Origin of the sequence: Bremerella alba, from assembly GCF_013618625.1 — a bacterium.
GTDB classification, from domain to species: Bacteria; Planctomycetota; Planctomycetia; order Pirellulales; family Pirellulaceae; genus Bremerella; species Bremerella alba.
The window spans coordinates 43404-58127 of sequence record NZ_JABRWO010000006.1 but is presented as its reverse complement, the minus strand read 5'-3'; the positions used below and the strand labels follow the sequence as shown (position 1 = coordinate 58127).

General features: G+C 56.7%; 14 protein-coding genes. 8 read left to right on the top strand and 6 right to left on the bottom strand.

The features are described from left to right. Positions 1–43: 43 nt before the first annotated feature. Positions 44–241: a cold-shock protein gene (locus HOV93_RS11375; RefSeq protein WP_207396631.1), complete on the top strand. Its 198-nt coding sequence runs from the start codon at positions 44–46 to the stop codon at positions 239–241. A gap of 78 nt (positions 242–319) precedes the next feature. Here HOV93_RS11375 and HOV93_RS11370 read toward each other — a convergent pair whose 3' ends face one another. Further along, positions 320–733, bottom strand: coding sequence for a carboxypeptidase-like regulatory domain-containing protein (locus HOV93_RS11370; protein WP_207396630.1), 414 nt, complete (start codon positions 731–733; stop codon positions 320–322). A gap of 59 nt (positions 734–792) precedes the next feature. Then, positions 793–1719: a DUF1559 domain-containing protein gene (locus HOV93_RS11365; RefSeq protein ID WP_207396629.1), complete on the bottom strand. Its 927-nt coding sequence runs from the start codon at positions 1717–1719 to the stop codon at positions 793–795. 407 nt (positions 1720–2126) lie between these two features. Between HOV93_RS11365 and HOV93_RS11360 the strand changes: the two genes are divergently transcribed. Further along, complete coding sequence (locus HOV93_RS11360; RefSeq protein ID WP_207396628.1) at positions 2127–3422, top strand: right-handed parallel beta-helix repeat-containing protein; 1296 nt, start codon at positions 2127–2129, stop codon at positions 3420–3422. Positions 3423–3443: 21 nt separating this feature from the next. Here the strand turns inward: HOV93_RS11360 and HOV93_RS11355 are convergent, their stop codons facing one another. Further along, positions 3444–4421, bottom strand: coding sequence for a glycosyltransferase family 2 protein (locus HOV93_RS11355; RefSeq protein WP_207396627.1), 978 nt, complete (start codon positions 4419–4421; stop codon positions 3444–3446). A 522-nt stretch (positions 4422–4943) separates the two neighbouring features. Then, positions 4944–5870 carry a hypothetical protein gene (locus HOV93_RS11350; RefSeq protein WP_207396626.1) on the bottom strand — a complete coding sequence of 309 codons (927 nt, stop codon included), beginning with the start codon at positions 5868–5870 and terminating at the stop codon, positions 4944–4946. Positions 5871–6273: 403 nt separating this feature from the next. Between HOV93_RS11350 and HOV93_RS11345 the strand changes: the two genes are divergently transcribed. Then, entirely contained in the window at positions 6274–7290 is a 1017-nt protein-coding gene (locus HOV93_RS11345; RefSeq protein ID WP_207396625.1) for a hypothetical protein, read from the top strand. Between the two features lie 341 nt (positions 7291–7631). Continuing rightward, positions 7632–8195, top strand: coding sequence for a type 1 glutamine amidotransferase domain-containing protein (locus HOV93_RS11340; RefSeq protein WP_207396624.1), 564 nt, complete (start codon positions 7632–7634; stop codon positions 8193–8195). Positions 8196–8449: 254 nt separating this feature from the next. Here the strand turns inward: HOV93_RS11340 and HOV93_RS11335 are convergent, their stop codons facing one another. Both HOV93_RS11335 and HOV93_RS11330 read right to left on the bottom strand, forming a co-directional pair. Beyond that, positions 8450–9418, bottom strand: a complete 969-nt coding sequence (locus HOV93_RS11335) for a lysophospholipid acyltransferase family protein (RefSeq protein WP_207396623.1) — start codon at positions 9416–9418, stop codon at positions 8450–8452. 314 nt (positions 9419–9732) lie between these two features. Further along, positions 9733–10236: a tRNA (cytidine(34)-2'-O)-methyltransferase gene (locus HOV93_RS11330; protein WP_207396622.1), complete on the bottom strand. Its 504-nt coding sequence runs from the start codon at positions 10234–10236 to the stop codon at positions 9733–9735. Between the two features lie 143 nt (positions 10237–10379). Here HOV93_RS11330 and HOV93_RS11325 point away from each other — a divergent pair, with 143 nt between their 5' ends. The 4 genes from HOV93_RS11325 to HOV93_RS11310 all read left to right on the top strand — a co-directional run bounded on the left by HOV93_RS11325 (position 10380) and on the right by HOV93_RS11310 (position 14698). Beyond that, entirely contained in the window at positions 10380–11525 is a 1146-nt protein-coding gene (locus HOV93_RS11325; protein WP_207396621.1) for a glycoside hydrolase family 88 protein, read from the top strand. A 77-nt stretch (positions 11526–11602) separates the two neighbouring features. Then, positions 11603–12745, top strand: a complete 1143-nt coding sequence (gene ispG, locus HOV93_RS11320) for a (E)-4-hydroxy-3-methylbut-2-enyl-diphosphate synthase (protein WP_207396620.1) — start codon at positions 11603–11605, stop codon at positions 12743–12745. Positions 12746–12899: 154 nt separating this feature from the next. Then, positions 12900–13727, top strand: coding sequence for a hypothetical protein (locus HOV93_RS11315; protein ID WP_207396619.1), 828 nt, complete (start codon positions 12900–12902; stop codon positions 13725–13727). Next, positions 13724–14698 carry a nitrilase family protein gene (locus HOV93_RS11310; protein WP_235990216.1) on the top strand — a complete coding sequence of 325 codons (975 nt, stop codon included), beginning with the start codon at positions 13724–13726 and terminating at the stop codon, positions 14696–14698. Before HOV93_RS11315 ends, HOV93_RS11310 begins: the two co-directional genes overlap by 4 nt. The last annotated feature ends 26 nt before the right edge of the window (positions 14699–14724 follow it).

Below are 14724 nucleotides of genomic sequence, written 5' to 3'. Positions count from 1 at the left end.
TGCTTCCCGGTGTCCTGCAAGATTTGTGCTCAAGGAATGGATCATGCCGGAAGGTATCATCAAGCGTCTCACCGACAAAGGCTTCGGCTTTATCGACACAGGTCAGAACAAGGACCTGTTTTTTCACCTTTCAAACTTGGACGGCGTCCGGTTTGAAGACCTTCACGAAGGTCAGCGTGTTTCTTACGATGAAGGCCAAGGCCCTAAAGGTCCGCGTGCCGAAAACGTGAAACCTGCGTAGTAACAGTTTCGCGAGAGACTATTTGCCGGAGATGAAGCGTCCCCTCCGGCGGACGCTTCGACCGGCAATTTTTTTTGGCTACTTAGATTTCAGTGCGAAGTCGAGCGTGTTAGAACCTCTGTTGACTTCAGCGCTAAGCTCGGAATTTTTGTTATAGATTTCCGGCAATTTTCGCGCTTTCTGGGCAGGCGTCAAAGCGACTTCCCCAGTCTGAACACCCACCTCGATCTTGACGGTGTGTTGGCCCACCATGGCCCCTTCTTTAAAGGCTGTGAAACGTAGCTGATACTTGCCCGTGCCATCGGTCGTTCCATGCGCCGATCGTCCACCCTCGGCTGGATAAAAGCTCACCATCGCATCCGGCAGCGGCTTGCCATCCAGAGTAACGACTCCATCTACCTGCCCTAAAGCCGGGCCGCTATCCTGGCTACAGCCCGTCCAGTTGATCGCTGACAACGCAGCGATCAGCATGAGTGTTTGCATTCGATTCATCTAAGTCCTCTTCAACCAATGTTTCTAAATGTCATTTAGGCGATCACGACGGCGCGTGCTTAAAACTCGCTGACAACCTCGCCACCGTCGATGGTTCCTAAAGCTGCGTACGATTGAAGATTGATCGTTTCTGCTAAGAAACGGACCGAGCCGTCACCAAACAAAAACTGGGCACCACCGGGGTGCATACTGCTGACCGAGTGCATGCTGTTTCCATTGATTGGATAGTCGGTGTCGTTCGACAGACGATTGATCCGAACCCGCAAAGTAAACTGATGACTGTGGGTAATGGGACCGGTTAGATTGTGCCATCCGATCCACAACGACCCGACAAAAGGAGAGGCCGTACATCGTTCGCCGACAATCAACGTATTGCTCGTTCCGTCGGTAATATCACGGAACTTGACCTTCGAGTTTTCGTAGAAGGTTGCCTTACGATCGGCTGTCTTCGTGCCAGAACTGTCGTAGAACGCGGCCGTGTATGCGCCGACGTAGTTCGACTTGCCATAGGCTCCAGGGTAATTCGAATCGTCCGATCGGATCTTTTCGTTCAAACCTCCCGAGGGATCTGAAGGGCAGATGTAGCCGTCAATAATCGTTTGGGCCAGCGGCGTTGTGCCGGTCGATACCACGTCGGGGTCGTTATGCCAGGCAGGATCGGCCGACGTGTTTCTGGCAGTGAATGCCCCGGCCGTGTCGAGCGCATCGTGCAGGGCACCTTGCTCGATCATCGGAAGAATTAGCGACTGCCAACCTAAACGACTGACCGTCAATTCGCCCGATGGAAACGATTGGTGAACGTCGTGATAGTTGTGCAGAGCCAGCCCCTGTTGCTTGAGATTGTTGCTGCACTGCATCCGACGAGCCGCTTCGCGTGCTTGTTGCACAGCCGGAAGCAAAAGCGCGATCAATACGCCAATAATAGCGATCACAACTAACAGTTCTACAAGTGTGAACCCGCGCCGAGTTGAAGGATGGTGAACCATGAAGCGTCTTGCCTTTTCAGAATACTAGTTAGAAAGGGGAGGGGGTTAACGTGTCTTGACCATTCGACAGAGATAAGGCCAATAAGAGATCAAGACACAAGACAAACAAATGCAGTTAGCATGCCAATGCGAGATCCCATTGCGACACAAAATGTATTAAATATCGTTAATTCAAGACTCAAAGATATTTCGTGGTATCTCTGAGGAGTGGGCCATATTTGCTCACCTCGGCCTAAACTGCTTAAGCCGCAGGCTTGTGTTGAACGTTTTTACAGCAAGCATTCTCAACGAAGTTGAATCGCCGCATCGCGAGACTTTCCTGTCGGGATCATGAAATTTTCTGACATCTGTAGTAGGGTAGTGTCTTACGTGCACTTATCTGATCACCTCCTCTTGAGTCGTCCTTCATGCTGAAAACAACCCTTACGATTTGCCTCTCCTTATTCCTTATCTCATGGGCCGTTGCCGCCGACCGCCATGTCACGGTAGAAGGTGCCGGGCAGAAGGATGGTACGAACTGGGAAAACGCCTTCGACGCCACATCGCTTTCCGAAACGGTTTCCCAGCTAAAGCGGGGCGATACGCTGCTTCTCGGTGGGGGCTCGTATCAAGGGGTTTCGCTTTCAATCGATGTTCACGGAACTGCGGACGCCCCGATCATTATCCGCGGCGTCGATCGGGGGAACGGCTTGCCGGTGTTGGCGCATCAGTGGAAGCTCGAAGCGCCCTCGAAAGGGGCCACGGCGATCAGACTAAGGGCCGGGGCATCCCATATCACGTTTGAAAACCTTCGCCTCGATGGCTACCGCACTGGTGTGTTGGCCGACAAAGTAGGCAACGCAGACGACCGCACACATTTGGCGTTTCATGATGTCGATGTGCAGCATTGCCGGTATGGGTTTTACTTAAGCGATTGCGATCAGGTGCGGATCAAGGACTGCGATCTGGTTCGCTACAGCAAACATGGCTTTCGCCTCGAACAAGGCTGCGATCATGTTGTGTTTCAACGCTGCGTCGCCGATTGCTCTCAGGCCGATCCTGAGTGGGAAAAACACACCGAGCTGTTACCCTTCGGTTTCAACGTCAACAATGGTGGCACGCCCAACTCGCACATCGTGTTCGAGGACTGCACCGCTGCCAACAATATGATGCCGCTGCAGAAAAACCGCTACAAAAACGGCGACGGGTTCGTCGTCGAAGGCAATACCCAGAACGTCACCTTCCTACGCTGCCGTGGCATCCGCAATCAAGACGCTGGCTACGACTTGAAGGTCGACGACGTGCAACTCAAAGATTGCATCGCCCTGGGCAATGGTCGTCAGGTTCGTATTTGGACGACCGGTACGCTCGAGAACTGCTACCTCGGCTACGGCGGCACCGGGCTCTGGAGCAACGGGGGGCCACTCACGGCGAAGCACTGCACCTTTTACGACCTAAGCGTTGCCGCCATGACCGACGACCGCGCAAAGCACAAAATCACGCTCACCGATTGTCGGATCGCCAACTGCCAAAAAACAAAACGCCAAACGGCCAGCGGCGGTGGAGTGATCCTCGAAGACACCGAAGTGATCGCCCCCACATCGGAAGCAAAAACCGCCGATAAATCTACGACACGCCCGGTACCGCCGTGGGATGGAACCGGCCAGCCGTTGGCCCCCAAGCCTGCGTCCAACCAAGGCTATCAGGCAGCAAGCGGCCAGTGAGATCAACGATGATTCGTCTTGCTAAGCCGCTTTTCGATAAGCATCGCTCGGCTTAGCGATCTCTTCACTCGTTGCGTCGAACGTCGTCATCGATGCCAAATACCGCAGCCGGCCTTGGCGGATCGCCGATTGCCAGTATCGGCGAAACACTTGAAACCGCCACTCCGCCGGTAGCGGAAGGGTTTGGATGGCAACAGCCCGAGCCCATTGGCGAACCGCTTCTTTGGCCTGCCGAAAGCGGAGCCACAGCGATTGCCGTTTCAGCAACTCTCGGTCCGCCCATTCTTTGGTATCGGCGATTCGCATTTCTGCCGGTGTGAGGTGGCAAGAGCGGCACTCGTCTTCGCCGTACTCGATCAACTCCTCGGAAAGCGATTTCAAACAGACCTGGTTGCCGTGCGAAACGTACGAATTCGCCGCGAAGCCAAACCGAGCGCCCACAGCTTCCAATCGGCAACCGATGAGCATCTCTGAGAAGTGTCCGAACTCGGCCTGAAACCCGCCGACCTGTTCCCACAAAGCACGCTCGATCAGCGTGCCTCGGATTGCGATCTTGCACTTTTTAGCTTCCATCCAACGATGAAAGTCTTCTTCAAAAATCCGCTGCTCACCTTCGGCCACGTAGTTGGCATTGATGCCGTCGCTGGCGCTACACGCCGCCGGCAGCCCCGATTGCTGGACGAAGTCGAAAATCTGCTGCAGGCAATCGCTACGCGGCACGCAGTGCGATTCCGAAATGTAAAGATATTCGCCCCGTGCGGCAGCCGCGCCGACATTATACAAGGCGTTCACTTTCAGCCCGGGCCGATGAATCCACCGTACTTGGGGAAAGCGATCGACCAGCCAGGCAACCTCGCTGGACGAAGCCGCCTCGGTCGGCACGATCACCTCGAAAGGCACTTCCAGCGTTTGCTGAGTGAAACCAGTCAAACAGTCGAGCACATGCCCCCGGTCGTCCGGCAGCGGCACCACCACGGAAATTATTGGATCCTCGCCCATCGCTAGCACGTCCCCTGAAAGCTGTTCGCCACGGCTGCCCGCCTGTTCTCATTGATGAGGCGAAACAATAACGACTGCATGCAGGGGAATCAATGTGGAAATGAACGCAACCACATCGGCTCAGCCCCCGGCTCAATCATTGTAGCCTGCCCAACAACACAGCCAGTCGCATCACGAACAACGCTCACGGGTTGCCATACGCGCTCCGGTCCCTTCGCCCCCTTACCCGCACAGAGAGGGTTAGGGTGAGGGGGCATCCGGCTTGTTGGCAGCGCATGCGCGAACGACGTTCCCGAACGATTCGGAACGTGTTCTTGTGGTCTTTGTTAAATTTTGTTCAGGAACCCCTCTCCCTTCGAGGGAGAGGGGACAAGAGATGAGAACCCTGTTTTGATGTAGGGTGCTGAGCAGCGCAGCGAATCGCACCTTGCACAACGTTGTCGCGTTGCCATTTGATGGAGACCGCATTCGGTGCGATACGTTCCGCTTCGCGTCTCTGCTCGCACCCTACCGGAGGTTAAGTCAGGGTGGGCCGCGTTCTTTGGCTAGATACTGGTTCGGTTTAACATTGGCGGGTGCCATGCTCACGTCTTTGTGGGCGTGGCTTTCTTCTGACCGGCTTACCTGTTCGATCCAGTACAGAAGGTCGAACTCCTGGACTGCAACGTGAGGTCGTGCCTTTGGCAGGTTATCGCTAGGCAAGTGTTCTTCGTACGAAGGGGGCACTTCCGCGACGCCATGCTCGAAGCGCAGGCCTTCGATCTTCGCCTGCTTTAAACGGATCTCTTCCTGCAGTTGCAGATTGAACATCTTCGTGTGGTAAAAGGTCCACGCTAAGAAGCGATCTCGATCGCGCGTGCGCGGTTCTTCGAACAGATGCGTTCGCCAACGGAGTTTCCGCTGGCGCCAGGTCTCTGTGTTTTGCTCGCGTGGTGGTCGGGTAACCGTCCGCGCTGGCTTCGTCTTTTTTCGACTCGGCAGCGGGGGCGGATCTTCGGCCGGGATCTCGTAGGCGTCGATCTCAGGATCGATCGGCACGGTCAGATAATCGGCTAGGAAGCCGGGGTCGTCAGACTCTAGATATTGGGCGTAAAGTGCTTCCTGCTTGGCCTTTTCGGACTGGTTGTAGGCCTCCCAGGCGGCTTCTTTAAGGGCGTCTTGCCGACGAGCGATTTCATCCCAGGGGGATGAGAGGTCCGGTTGCGGTAGGACGAAGTGTTTCGACTCGGTCGGTTGCCATGGTGGCTCGTCGGCTGGCTCTTCTTGGGCCGGTTCGTTATTGACTGATTCGTTATCGACTGGCTCCTCAGGAGGCTCATCGGCCAGGATCGCCAGGACTTCTCCGCAGCAGGGGCATAGCAGTCGGTTGCCATCGATCACGGCAACCTGCGAACCGTGCGCGGAGGCGCCCGGTTCGTGTTTTTCAGGTTTTTCGTGGTGATGGGACATAACGGTGCTCTTATATGGTGTTGGGTTTAGTAGGGCCCCGCGCGAACGCGGGTCGGATTCCGGGTACCCACTTCGCGACCCGCGACACGCGGGCCCTACGGTTTGCTGCTTGTTTAGCAGCGAAACGGGGTACTGTTTTCGTATGCCTACAAAGAAAATAGGCACGGTGCCGGGGAAGCGTCCCCTGGGCATGCTTTAGATATATCAGCCTGGTGTAGCATATGTACAGTGCTGAAATGAAAATTTTTTAAGATTCGCGCGGGCGTGGGTTATTAAGCAGTTTCAGGCGTCCGACCCGCGCCCGCGTGGGGCCTTACCGGTCGAGACTTGCTTCGAGCTTTGTGCTGGCCTACGCTACATTCCCGCCAACCACATCTGTAGAAGTCACCTCGGAGCACTCGTCATGCGTCTTTTTTCGCTCTTTCTCGCCATGGTCGTCTCGCTGGGCACTGCTATCTCGTTGATGGCCGACGACGGTCCGCAGCCGGTTCGTATGGGCAGCGGGCAGATGACCTTCGACACCGTCCCAGGCTGGGGCCTGCGTCCCGATGGCAACTCCGCGATTGGCCCGACGCATGGTTCGGTGGTCATCGATCAGGCCGGCAACATTTACACCAGTGCCAAAGCCGGCGTCTTCGTTTTCTCGCCGGACGGCAGGGTAATTCAAAGCTACCTGGGCAAGGACTACTCCAACATTCACGACATGGAGATCCGCGACGAGGACGGCACCCAGTACATTTACGGGGCCCGAAATAACGACGCCGAAGGGATCAAGTTCAACGCCCAGACCGGCGAGATTGTCTTGCGTTTGAAACTGCCGGAAGAAGCCGGGCTGGGCAAAATCAAGTTCAACCCCACGGCCATCACCGTCGCTGCCAACGGCGATATCTACCTGTCTAACGGGTACGCCAGCAATCACATCTTCAAGTACGATGCCGCCGGAAAATACCTGATGCACTTTGGCGAAAAAGGGAACGGCCTGAAACAGTTCAACACGGCCCACGGCATGACGCTCGACACGCGCTACGAGCCGAACCGTTTGTTGATCTGCGATCGAAACCACCAACCCAAAGGCCGCCTGCTGCACTACAGCTTGGATGGCGAGTTCATCGAAGAGGTCACCACCGGCCTCGGCATGCCGACCTCGGTAGCCATCCAAGGAGACTTTGTCTCGGTGCCAGACCTACACGGGCGACTGGTGATCCTCGACAAAACCAACACCATCATCGCCGTCCTCGGCAACAACCCCAGCCTGGCCAAAGGGAAGAACTACAACGTTCCCCAAGACCAATGGATTGAAGGCGTATTCAGCGGAACGCACGGTTCGTTTTGGGACGCCGAGGGGAATCTGTACGTGCAAGATTGGAACGTGGCAGGGCGGATCATGAAGTTGGTCCGAGTTGGAGCCGGGACGAAGTAACCCCCGAATCACCAAACCAGATCCGGCACGGTTTCATCGCTCGGGTGTTCAAGACTCAAGCGGTTCGTGATGGAGACCACATTGCACTGGCCAAAGGCACATAAAGGTCTTAACGGTCGCCAGTGCCACTCGACCGCAGGCATTCTTTTGGTGGCACTATTGGCGCGCAATCTGCAACGATAGCAACCAAGCCCGGCTGGGACGCGAATTTCAGCCATTCTATTTGCTTTTAGGATAAGGCCTGGTTGGTTGGCGACCGTGCTGAGCGCTGTACGCCATCGCCACACGCAGAACGCCCGCGATAGGCCTCATCAGACACTGAGCTAGAAAGAGGAAAAGAGATGTCGAATCAACTAAACGGTAAACGAATTGCATTTCTCGCCACCGATGGCTTCGAGCAGGTCGAACTGACCCAACCGTGGGACGCGATCAAAGCGGCCGGAGCCCAGGTCGTGCTGGTATCCCCCAAAGACGGCAAGATCCAGGGAATGAACCACGACGAGAAGGCAGACCAGTTCGAGGTCGATCTAAATGTCGAAAAAGTATCAGCCGAAGATTTCGACGGACTCGTCCTGCCTGGCGGCGTCGCCAACCCAGATACCCTCCGCACGTGCGAGACGTCGGTCAGCTTCATCCGCGACTTTTTCAAACAGCATAAGCCTGTCGCCGCCATCTGCCACGGCCCATGGACGCTGATCGAAGCTGGCGTGGTTAAAGGTCGCCAGGTTACTTCCTGGCCAAGCCTGAAAACCGACCTGAAAAACGCGGGAGCGAACTGGGTAGACGAGCAATGCGTCTGCGACGAAGGCCTGGTCACCAGCCGAAATCCCGATGATTTGCCAGCCTTTTGTGCCAAGGCAATTGAAGAGTTCGCCGAGGGGAAGCATGCCGAGCAAACGGTTTAGGTGTGCGATCGAGAATTGAATGATTAGAAGATTGAGGCAGGCCCTGGGGCCTGCCTTTTTTGTTGCGCCACTTACTGCGGTTGCCGAGCATCTAGTTATTAGCGTTCGGCGGCTGGGGCGGACTGTCGAAGGTACAGGCTTCTGTGTGCCACTGGCGTCTCGCCAGTGTGAAGTGGGTACCCGCTGGCGAACTTTATGCCGATCCCGAAACACTGGTCAGAGGCCAGGGGCACACGGAGATATGCAAGTAATCCCTAAGCAGCTTGGGCCAGTTTTGCGGCTTCTTTCCGCTCGGCGGCCAATCGCTGTTTTTCCTTCTCTCGCTTCTTAGCCGGGCGGTCGTCTTTCCAGCGGTTGTGCACCCACCAGTATTGTTCTGGGTCGCGGCGGACGACTCGTTCTAGCATTTCGTTGTACCACTGGGTGACTTCTTTCACCCCTTTTTGCTCGTCGGCGGTGGCGGGGTCGTAGATGCCTTCGACGCCGAACTCAAATTGCATGGGGCCGCCGGTGCGGCGCATGTAGAGGAACACCAGTGGGGCGCCGCTAGCCATCGAGAAGACGCTGATTGCTTTGTGGTACGAGGCAGGGCGGTTCATGAATTCGACCCAGCATCCTTTGCGGCCGGCGTTTTGATCGCACAGCAGGGCCAGCGTTCCGTTTTGGTCGAGCACTTGTTCGATGTAGGGGGCGCTGCCTTGTTTGGGGAGGATGATCTGACCGGTGGCGCTGCGGAACTCTTCCAGCCACCTATGCAGAAACGGATTATCCAGCGGCCGGGCCACTGTGTACGTGGGGAAGCCGAGCATGCCGGTGCAGTAGCCCATCACCTCGAAGTTGCCGAAGTGCCCAAGCAGCACTACCACCGGTCGGCGGCCGAGCGCCTGCTCGATCTGGATGTGGATGTCCTTCATTTTGATGTGCTTGTGCCAGTTGGTGTCGTGCAACTTGCGCGGCGCGTGGGCGATTTCGCACACCATCAGGCAAAGGTGGTACCAGTTGCGGCGGGCCAGTTTTTTTCGCTGCGAGGGCGAAAGATCGGGGAAGGCGTGCTTCAGGTTCGAGTCGACCAGCTTGCCGCGGATCTTTAAGACGTCGTTGGCCAGCCAGGCCAGAAAACTTGAAACCTGGGCGCATACCGAAAGGGGCGTTGCCTGAACCGTGCAGATAAACAGGCGAACGATGAGATACACAACATAATCAACAACAAGCTTGGGCCTCATTTCGCCTCCCTGCGATGCGTGGCCGATGGGTCTTTTCAATCGAGCGGCTATTGTGAGAAAAAGCCAGCTATCAGGGAAGATCAATCCGCCAGGGATGTTGGCGTAAATGGAGGGGTGGCCCAGAGTTTTATCTCTGGGTCGGCGTAGCCGACAAGCGGCTAATGCATCAGGTTTGCAGAAAATAGAAACGTTCCACCGGTACCAACTCAACTCATTAGCCGCTTGTGACCTTCGGCCACCCAGAGATAAATCTCTGGGCCACCCATTTGTGGCAACTTGGGTTGGGGTGGCTTGGTTGGCGATTCAGGTTTGCTTTACCCAATCGGGGATTCGCCGATTGGTAAAGAATATTCGCCGGAAACGGTCAGCTGGCGGACGGCTTCGTAGGTGACGGCCGCCGCTGTCGAGGCCAGGTTCAGGCTGCGGACGTCGGTTCGCATGGGGACCGAAATGGCCGTCTGATCGTTCGCCTCGACCAGCTGGCGCGGTAGGCCTTTTGACTCGCAGCCGAAGACCAACGCGTCTCCTTTTTCGTAACTGACGTTGGCGTAGCTGCGTGGGGCGGTCTTGGTTAAGTACCATTTACGATTGGATTTAAGACGATCTTCCAAGGCCGCCCAATCGGGGACGATCTCCCAGTTGAGGTGCTGCCAATAGTCCATACCGGCGCGGCGCAGCGCGGCGTCGTCAACCTGAAAGCCGAGTGGTTCGACCAGCCACAGTTTGCTGCCGGTGGCGACGCACATTCGCCCGATGTTGCCGGTGTTGGGAGGGATCTCAGGGGCGAGCAGCACAATATGAAAGACTGGGTCGTACATCGAAATTTTCCGGGTTCCTGCAGCAGGTCGCTTTTCGGGCAGAGGATCAAGGGCTAGTATGAGCCTCACGATCGCATTATAGACGATATCCGTACGCGACTTTACGCCCCTATCCCGTTTCCCTGTAAGAGTTTCGCACGATCATGAGTGACCCGCGCACCGAGCAGTATACCCAAGCCCTTCAGTTCGCCGAGAAGCAGGTCGCCGCGACCACCGAGCAGCACCCGGACTATTTCCCCATTTACACCGAGGGTGGTAAGTGGCGGCATGACAAAGAGTTATGGACCGACTGGTGTGCCGGTTTCTACGCCGGGATGATGTGGCAGTTTCACTTGCGAACCGGCGACGCTGGCTGGCGCGAGAAGGCCGAGCACTACTCGAAGCAGCTAGAGCACCGCCAGCACGACCGCGACGTCCACGATCTGGGCTTCATTTTTCTCAGCACCTACCTGCCGTGGTACCAGCTGACCGGCGACAAGCATCTGCATGACGTGCTGATTCAAGCTGGCCGCACCTTGGCGATGCGTTTCAAGGATAAGGGTCAGTACCTGCGAAGCTTCGTTTCGGACGATTCGCTGTTCATCGACATCATGATGAACGTGCCGATCATCTTCTATGCGGCAATCGAATCAGGCGACCAGGAACTGATGCGACGGGCCGTGAATCACTGCCAAACTACCCGCGATACGATCGTCCGGGAAAATGGCTCGACCGCCCACGAAGGAATGTTCGATCTGGAAACAGGGGAGTTCCTGGAGCAAACCACCCACCAAGGCCTGCGTGGCGACAGCAGCTGGGCCCGCGGTTTGGCGTGGTCGCTGTATGGGTACTCGAAGTGTTACCAACTGACGCAAGACGAGCAGTACTTGGCCGTTGCGATGCGAAACGCCGACTTCTGGATCGCTAACTTGCCGGAAGATAAGGTGCCATTCTGGGACTTCGACGCCGACGTGAGCCAGCCGGCCCCATGGGGAGCCCAGAAAGAGACCTCGGCCGGGGCGATTGCGGCCTCTGGTTTGTTAGACTTGAGCAAGCAAACCAAGGACTCTGCGAAAGCGGCGCAATATAAAGAAACTGCCTTGGCGATGCTCGACGCGTTGGTCACTCCCGAGTACCTGGCCATCAACGACATCGGCTGGGAAGGGATCCTCAAGCATGGGGTCTACCATACTGAGAAAGACCTGGGCGTGGACGAGTCGGTGATGTTCGGCGAATACTTCTTTGTCGAAGCGTTGACGAAGGTCGTGCGAGACGCCTACCCAATCACTTACGATGGGCCCAAAGCTTAACCAATCGTGATGTTGCCAAAAGTCCCGCGGTTGTAGAGAATACAGCAAAAGTCTTTCAACCGTGGGAGTTTACAACGTTGGAAATCGTTCGCAACCCGACGCGTAGTGTCGCAATCGGCAGCATCCACATCGGCGCTGGCCATCGGATCGCCGTCCAGAGTATGACGGCCACCAAGACGCAGGACATCGACGCCACCGTCGCCCAGGTAACCGATCTGGAGCAGGCCGGCGCGGATGTCATCCGAATTGCCGTCGACAGCAAGAAGGACGCCGAGGCGCTCGCTGAAATTCGCAAGCAGACCTCGGGCAATTTGTCGGTCGACCTGCAAGAGAATTACCGGCTGGCCGAACTGGTCGCACCGCATGTCGACAAGATTCGCTACAACCCCGGGCACCTTTATCACCACGAGCGCGAAAAGCCGTGGCAAGAGAAGGTCGAGTACATCATCGGGGTCGCCAAAGACAACGACTGTGCGGTTCGCATTGGGGTGAACTGCGGCAGCGTCGATCCGGCCAAGCTGGCGCTCTACGAGAAAGACGACTCGATCACGCCGATGCTGGAAAGTGCCTGGGAGCACTGCGATTTGGTCGACCGTCTGGACTTCCATCGCTTTTGCGTTTCGCTGAAGGATAGCGACCCGCAAAAGGTGATCGAAGTGAATCGCCGCTTTGCGGAAAAGCGCCCCGACGTGCCGCTGCACCTGGGAGTGACCGAAGCAGGCATGCCGCCTGATGGAATCATCAAAACGCGGATCGCATTCGAGCAGCTCATTGGCACCGGCATTGGCGACACGATTCGCGTTTCGCTGACGGTCCCCAATGCCCGTAAAGGGGAAGAAATCGCCGCCGGCCGCAAGATCTTAGACGACATCGCCGCCGGTCGCGTGCGAACGGTGGTCGATTACGGTCTGCAAACGCTCAATATCATTAGCTGCCCAAGCTGTTCGCGTGTCGAGAACGAAGCATTCGTCGACCTGGCCGCCAAAGTAAAAGAGATGACCGAGTACGCGAAGGATCATAAGATCACCATCGCCGTGATGGGTTGTCGCGTGAATGGTCCTGGCGAAACGGACGACGCCGACCTAGGTTTGTGGTGCGGTCCGAGTTTCGTGAACCTGAAAAAAGGTGGCGAACCGCTGGGTGCATTTGGCTATGAAGAAGTTTTGGTGAAACTCAAGGAAGAGCTCGATCAATTGATCGATGCCCAAACGGTTGGGTAGTAGGCTTGTAGTTGGGTATCGATGAATAAGCCGGCGATGGTTGTCGACGATCGCTAAAGAATCCCGCTCCCTTCGAGGGAGAGGGGACTAGACTTCGGCACGAATCGTTTTCATATCGCGATGAACGAACGGATAACACAAGCAAGGACCACGGATGGGCCGCTTCAATCAACTTGTTGAACTTCGCTTGGCACTGCTGCTCAGCTTGTGCGCGATTTTCTCGGTTGGTTGTACGATGTGGAGCAACCAAATCCACAATCCTCCGCCGACGTTCGTCGATGATGTCCCGCTGAAAATTGAAGCGGACTTCGATCTGCAAGACGACAGTCAGGTGCTGCAAGAGGTCCGCAATCTGAAGATGGAACTGCGGGACGACCTGGGCATTCCGTTCTCGAATGACAAAATTCACGTCCGAATCTTTCGCGACGCGACCACATTCGCCGCGTTCACACGGCAGCACTTTCCGCAGCTTAACGGCCGTCGAGCCCTGTTTGTAGTCGAACGGGGTGAGTATTACGTTTACGCGATTTGGTCAGAGAACGTGCTTTCCGATTTACGGCACGAGCTGACGCACGCCTATCTCAACTCGTCCGTCGGTACGCTTCCGCTGTGGCTCGACGAAGGCCTGGCCGAATACTATGAAGTGGCTGGCGTGCCGGGCCGACTCAATCGCGAGCATCTTCCCTGGCTGGCCGACGGAACACGAACCGGTCGGTGGCAGCCTGACCTGGAACGCTTGGCGTCGCTGGCCAAACCGGAGCAGATGACCAGCACCGACTATGCCGAAGCGTGGCTGTGGGTTCATTTCATTATGCAGAACCAACGCTCGCCGATCATTCGCGACTATCTGGTGGCTCGCCGCGATAAACAGATCGTCGATCCGATTCCCCTGGCCATCCGCAACACGATTCCTCAGGCGGAACTCAAGCTGGCTGAACACGTCAGCATGACCTATCCCGCAGACAAGCCACGCCTACCATGATGCTTCGCGCCGCCACGGTACAGTTTCAGCATGCCCCCGGTGACTGTCGGGCCAATCTGGACGTGGTCTCTCGGTTCGTCAAGTCGGCAGCCGAGCAAGACGTGCGTTTGATCACCTTTCCCGAGATGTGCCTGACCGGCTATTGGCATGTCCACCGTCTCGATCGCGAGGCGATCGATGCTTTGGCGGAAGAAGTCCCCGGCGGGCCATCCACCGCCGCGCTCGTGGAACTCGCGCAAGCATACCAAATGGTCGTCGGTGCCGGTTTGATTGAAAGGGCAGGGGATGGGCAACTTTACAACACATACGTTGTGGCGATGCCCGACGGTAACGTGCATTGCCATCGCAAGCTGCACTGCTTTATCAGCCCGCACATGAGTAGCGGCGATCGGTTCACGGTGTTCGATACGCCTCTGGGCTGCAAGCTGGGCGTGTTGATCTGCTGGGATAACAACCTAATCGAGAACGTCCGGGCCACCGCGCTGCTGGGGGCCGATATCTTATTGGCACCGCATCAAACCGGCGGAACGGCCTCGCGAAGTCCGCACGCGATGGGACGCATCGATCCAGAAGTATGGCACGCACGGCATGAAGCCCCGCAGCGTCTGGCCGCTGAGGTCAACGGACCTAAAGGACGCGAGTGGCTCTTACGATGGCTGCCGGCACGCGCCCACGACAACGGCCTGTTTGTGCTGTTTAGCAACGGGATCGGTCTCGACGACGACGAAGTGCGGACCGGCAACGCGATGATCTTGGACTGTTACGGCAGGATCGTAGCCGAAGCGGAAGCGCCGAAAGACTCGCTCGTCATCGCCGACCTGGACATGAGCCTGCTGGACAAGTGCACCGGCCGGCGCTGGATCCGCGGTCGGCGACCCGAGCTATACGGCATTTTGACCGAGTCGCAAGGAAGCGAACTTTCACCCCACGAGGCCCGGTTCTCGGATGCTTCGACGGAAGATTCACGGTAGTGGTGCTGAAGAGAATGAGAACCGCG

Excerpts from the sequence above, each read along its gene's own strand:
- HOV93_RS11375 (WP_207396631.1), top strand. The coding sequence starts at position 44 with ATGCCGGAAGGTATCATCAAGCGTCTCACCGACAAAGGCTTCGGCTTT.
- HOV93_RS11370 (WP_207396630.1), bottom strand. The coding sequence starts at position 733 with ATGAATCGAATGCAAACACTCATGCTGATCGCTGCGTTGTCAGCGATC.
- HOV93_RS11365 (WP_207396629.1), bottom strand. The coding sequence starts at position 1,719 with ATGGTTCACCATCCTTCAACTCGGCGCGGGTTCACACTTGTAGAACTG.
- HOV93_RS11360 (WP_207396628.1), top strand. The coding sequence starts at position 2,127 with ATGCTGAAAACAACCCTTACGATTTGCCTCTCCTTATTCCTTATCTCA.
- HOV93_RS11355 (WP_207396627.1), bottom strand. The coding sequence starts at position 4,421 with ATGGGCGAGGATCCAATAATTTCCGTGGTGGTGCCGCTGCCGGACGAC.
- HOV93_RS11350 (WP_207396626.1), bottom strand. The coding sequence starts at position 5,870 with ATGTCCCATCACCACGAAAAACCTGAAAAACACGAACCGGGCGCCTCC.
- HOV93_RS11345 (WP_207396625.1), top strand. The coding sequence starts at position 6,274 with ATGCGTCTTTTTTCGCTCTTTCTCGCCATGGTCGTCTCGCTGGGCACT.
- HOV93_RS11340 (WP_207396624.1), top strand. The coding sequence starts at position 7,632 with ATGTCGAATCAACTAAACGGTAAACGAATTGCATTTCTCGCCACCGAT.
- HOV93_RS11335 (WP_207396623.1), bottom strand. The coding sequence starts at position 9,418 with ATGAGGCCCAAGCTTGTTGTTGATTATGTTGTGTATCTCATCGTTCGC.
- HOV93_RS11330 (WP_207396622.1), bottom strand. The coding sequence starts at position 10,236 with ATGTACGACCCAGTCTTTCATATTGTGCTGCTCGCCCCTGAGATCCCT.
- HOV93_RS11325 (WP_207396621.1), top strand. The coding sequence starts at position 10,380 with ATGAGTGACCCGCGCACCGAGCAGTATACCCAAGCCCTTCAGTTCGCC.
- HOV93_RS11315 (WP_207396619.1), top strand. The coding sequence starts at position 12,900 with ATGGGCCGCTTCAATCAACTTGTTGAACTTCGCTTGGCACTGCTGCTC.
- HOV93_RS11310 (WP_235990216.1), top strand. The coding sequence starts at position 13,724 with ATGATGCTTCGCGCCGCCACGGTACAGTTTCAGCATGCCCCCGGTGAC.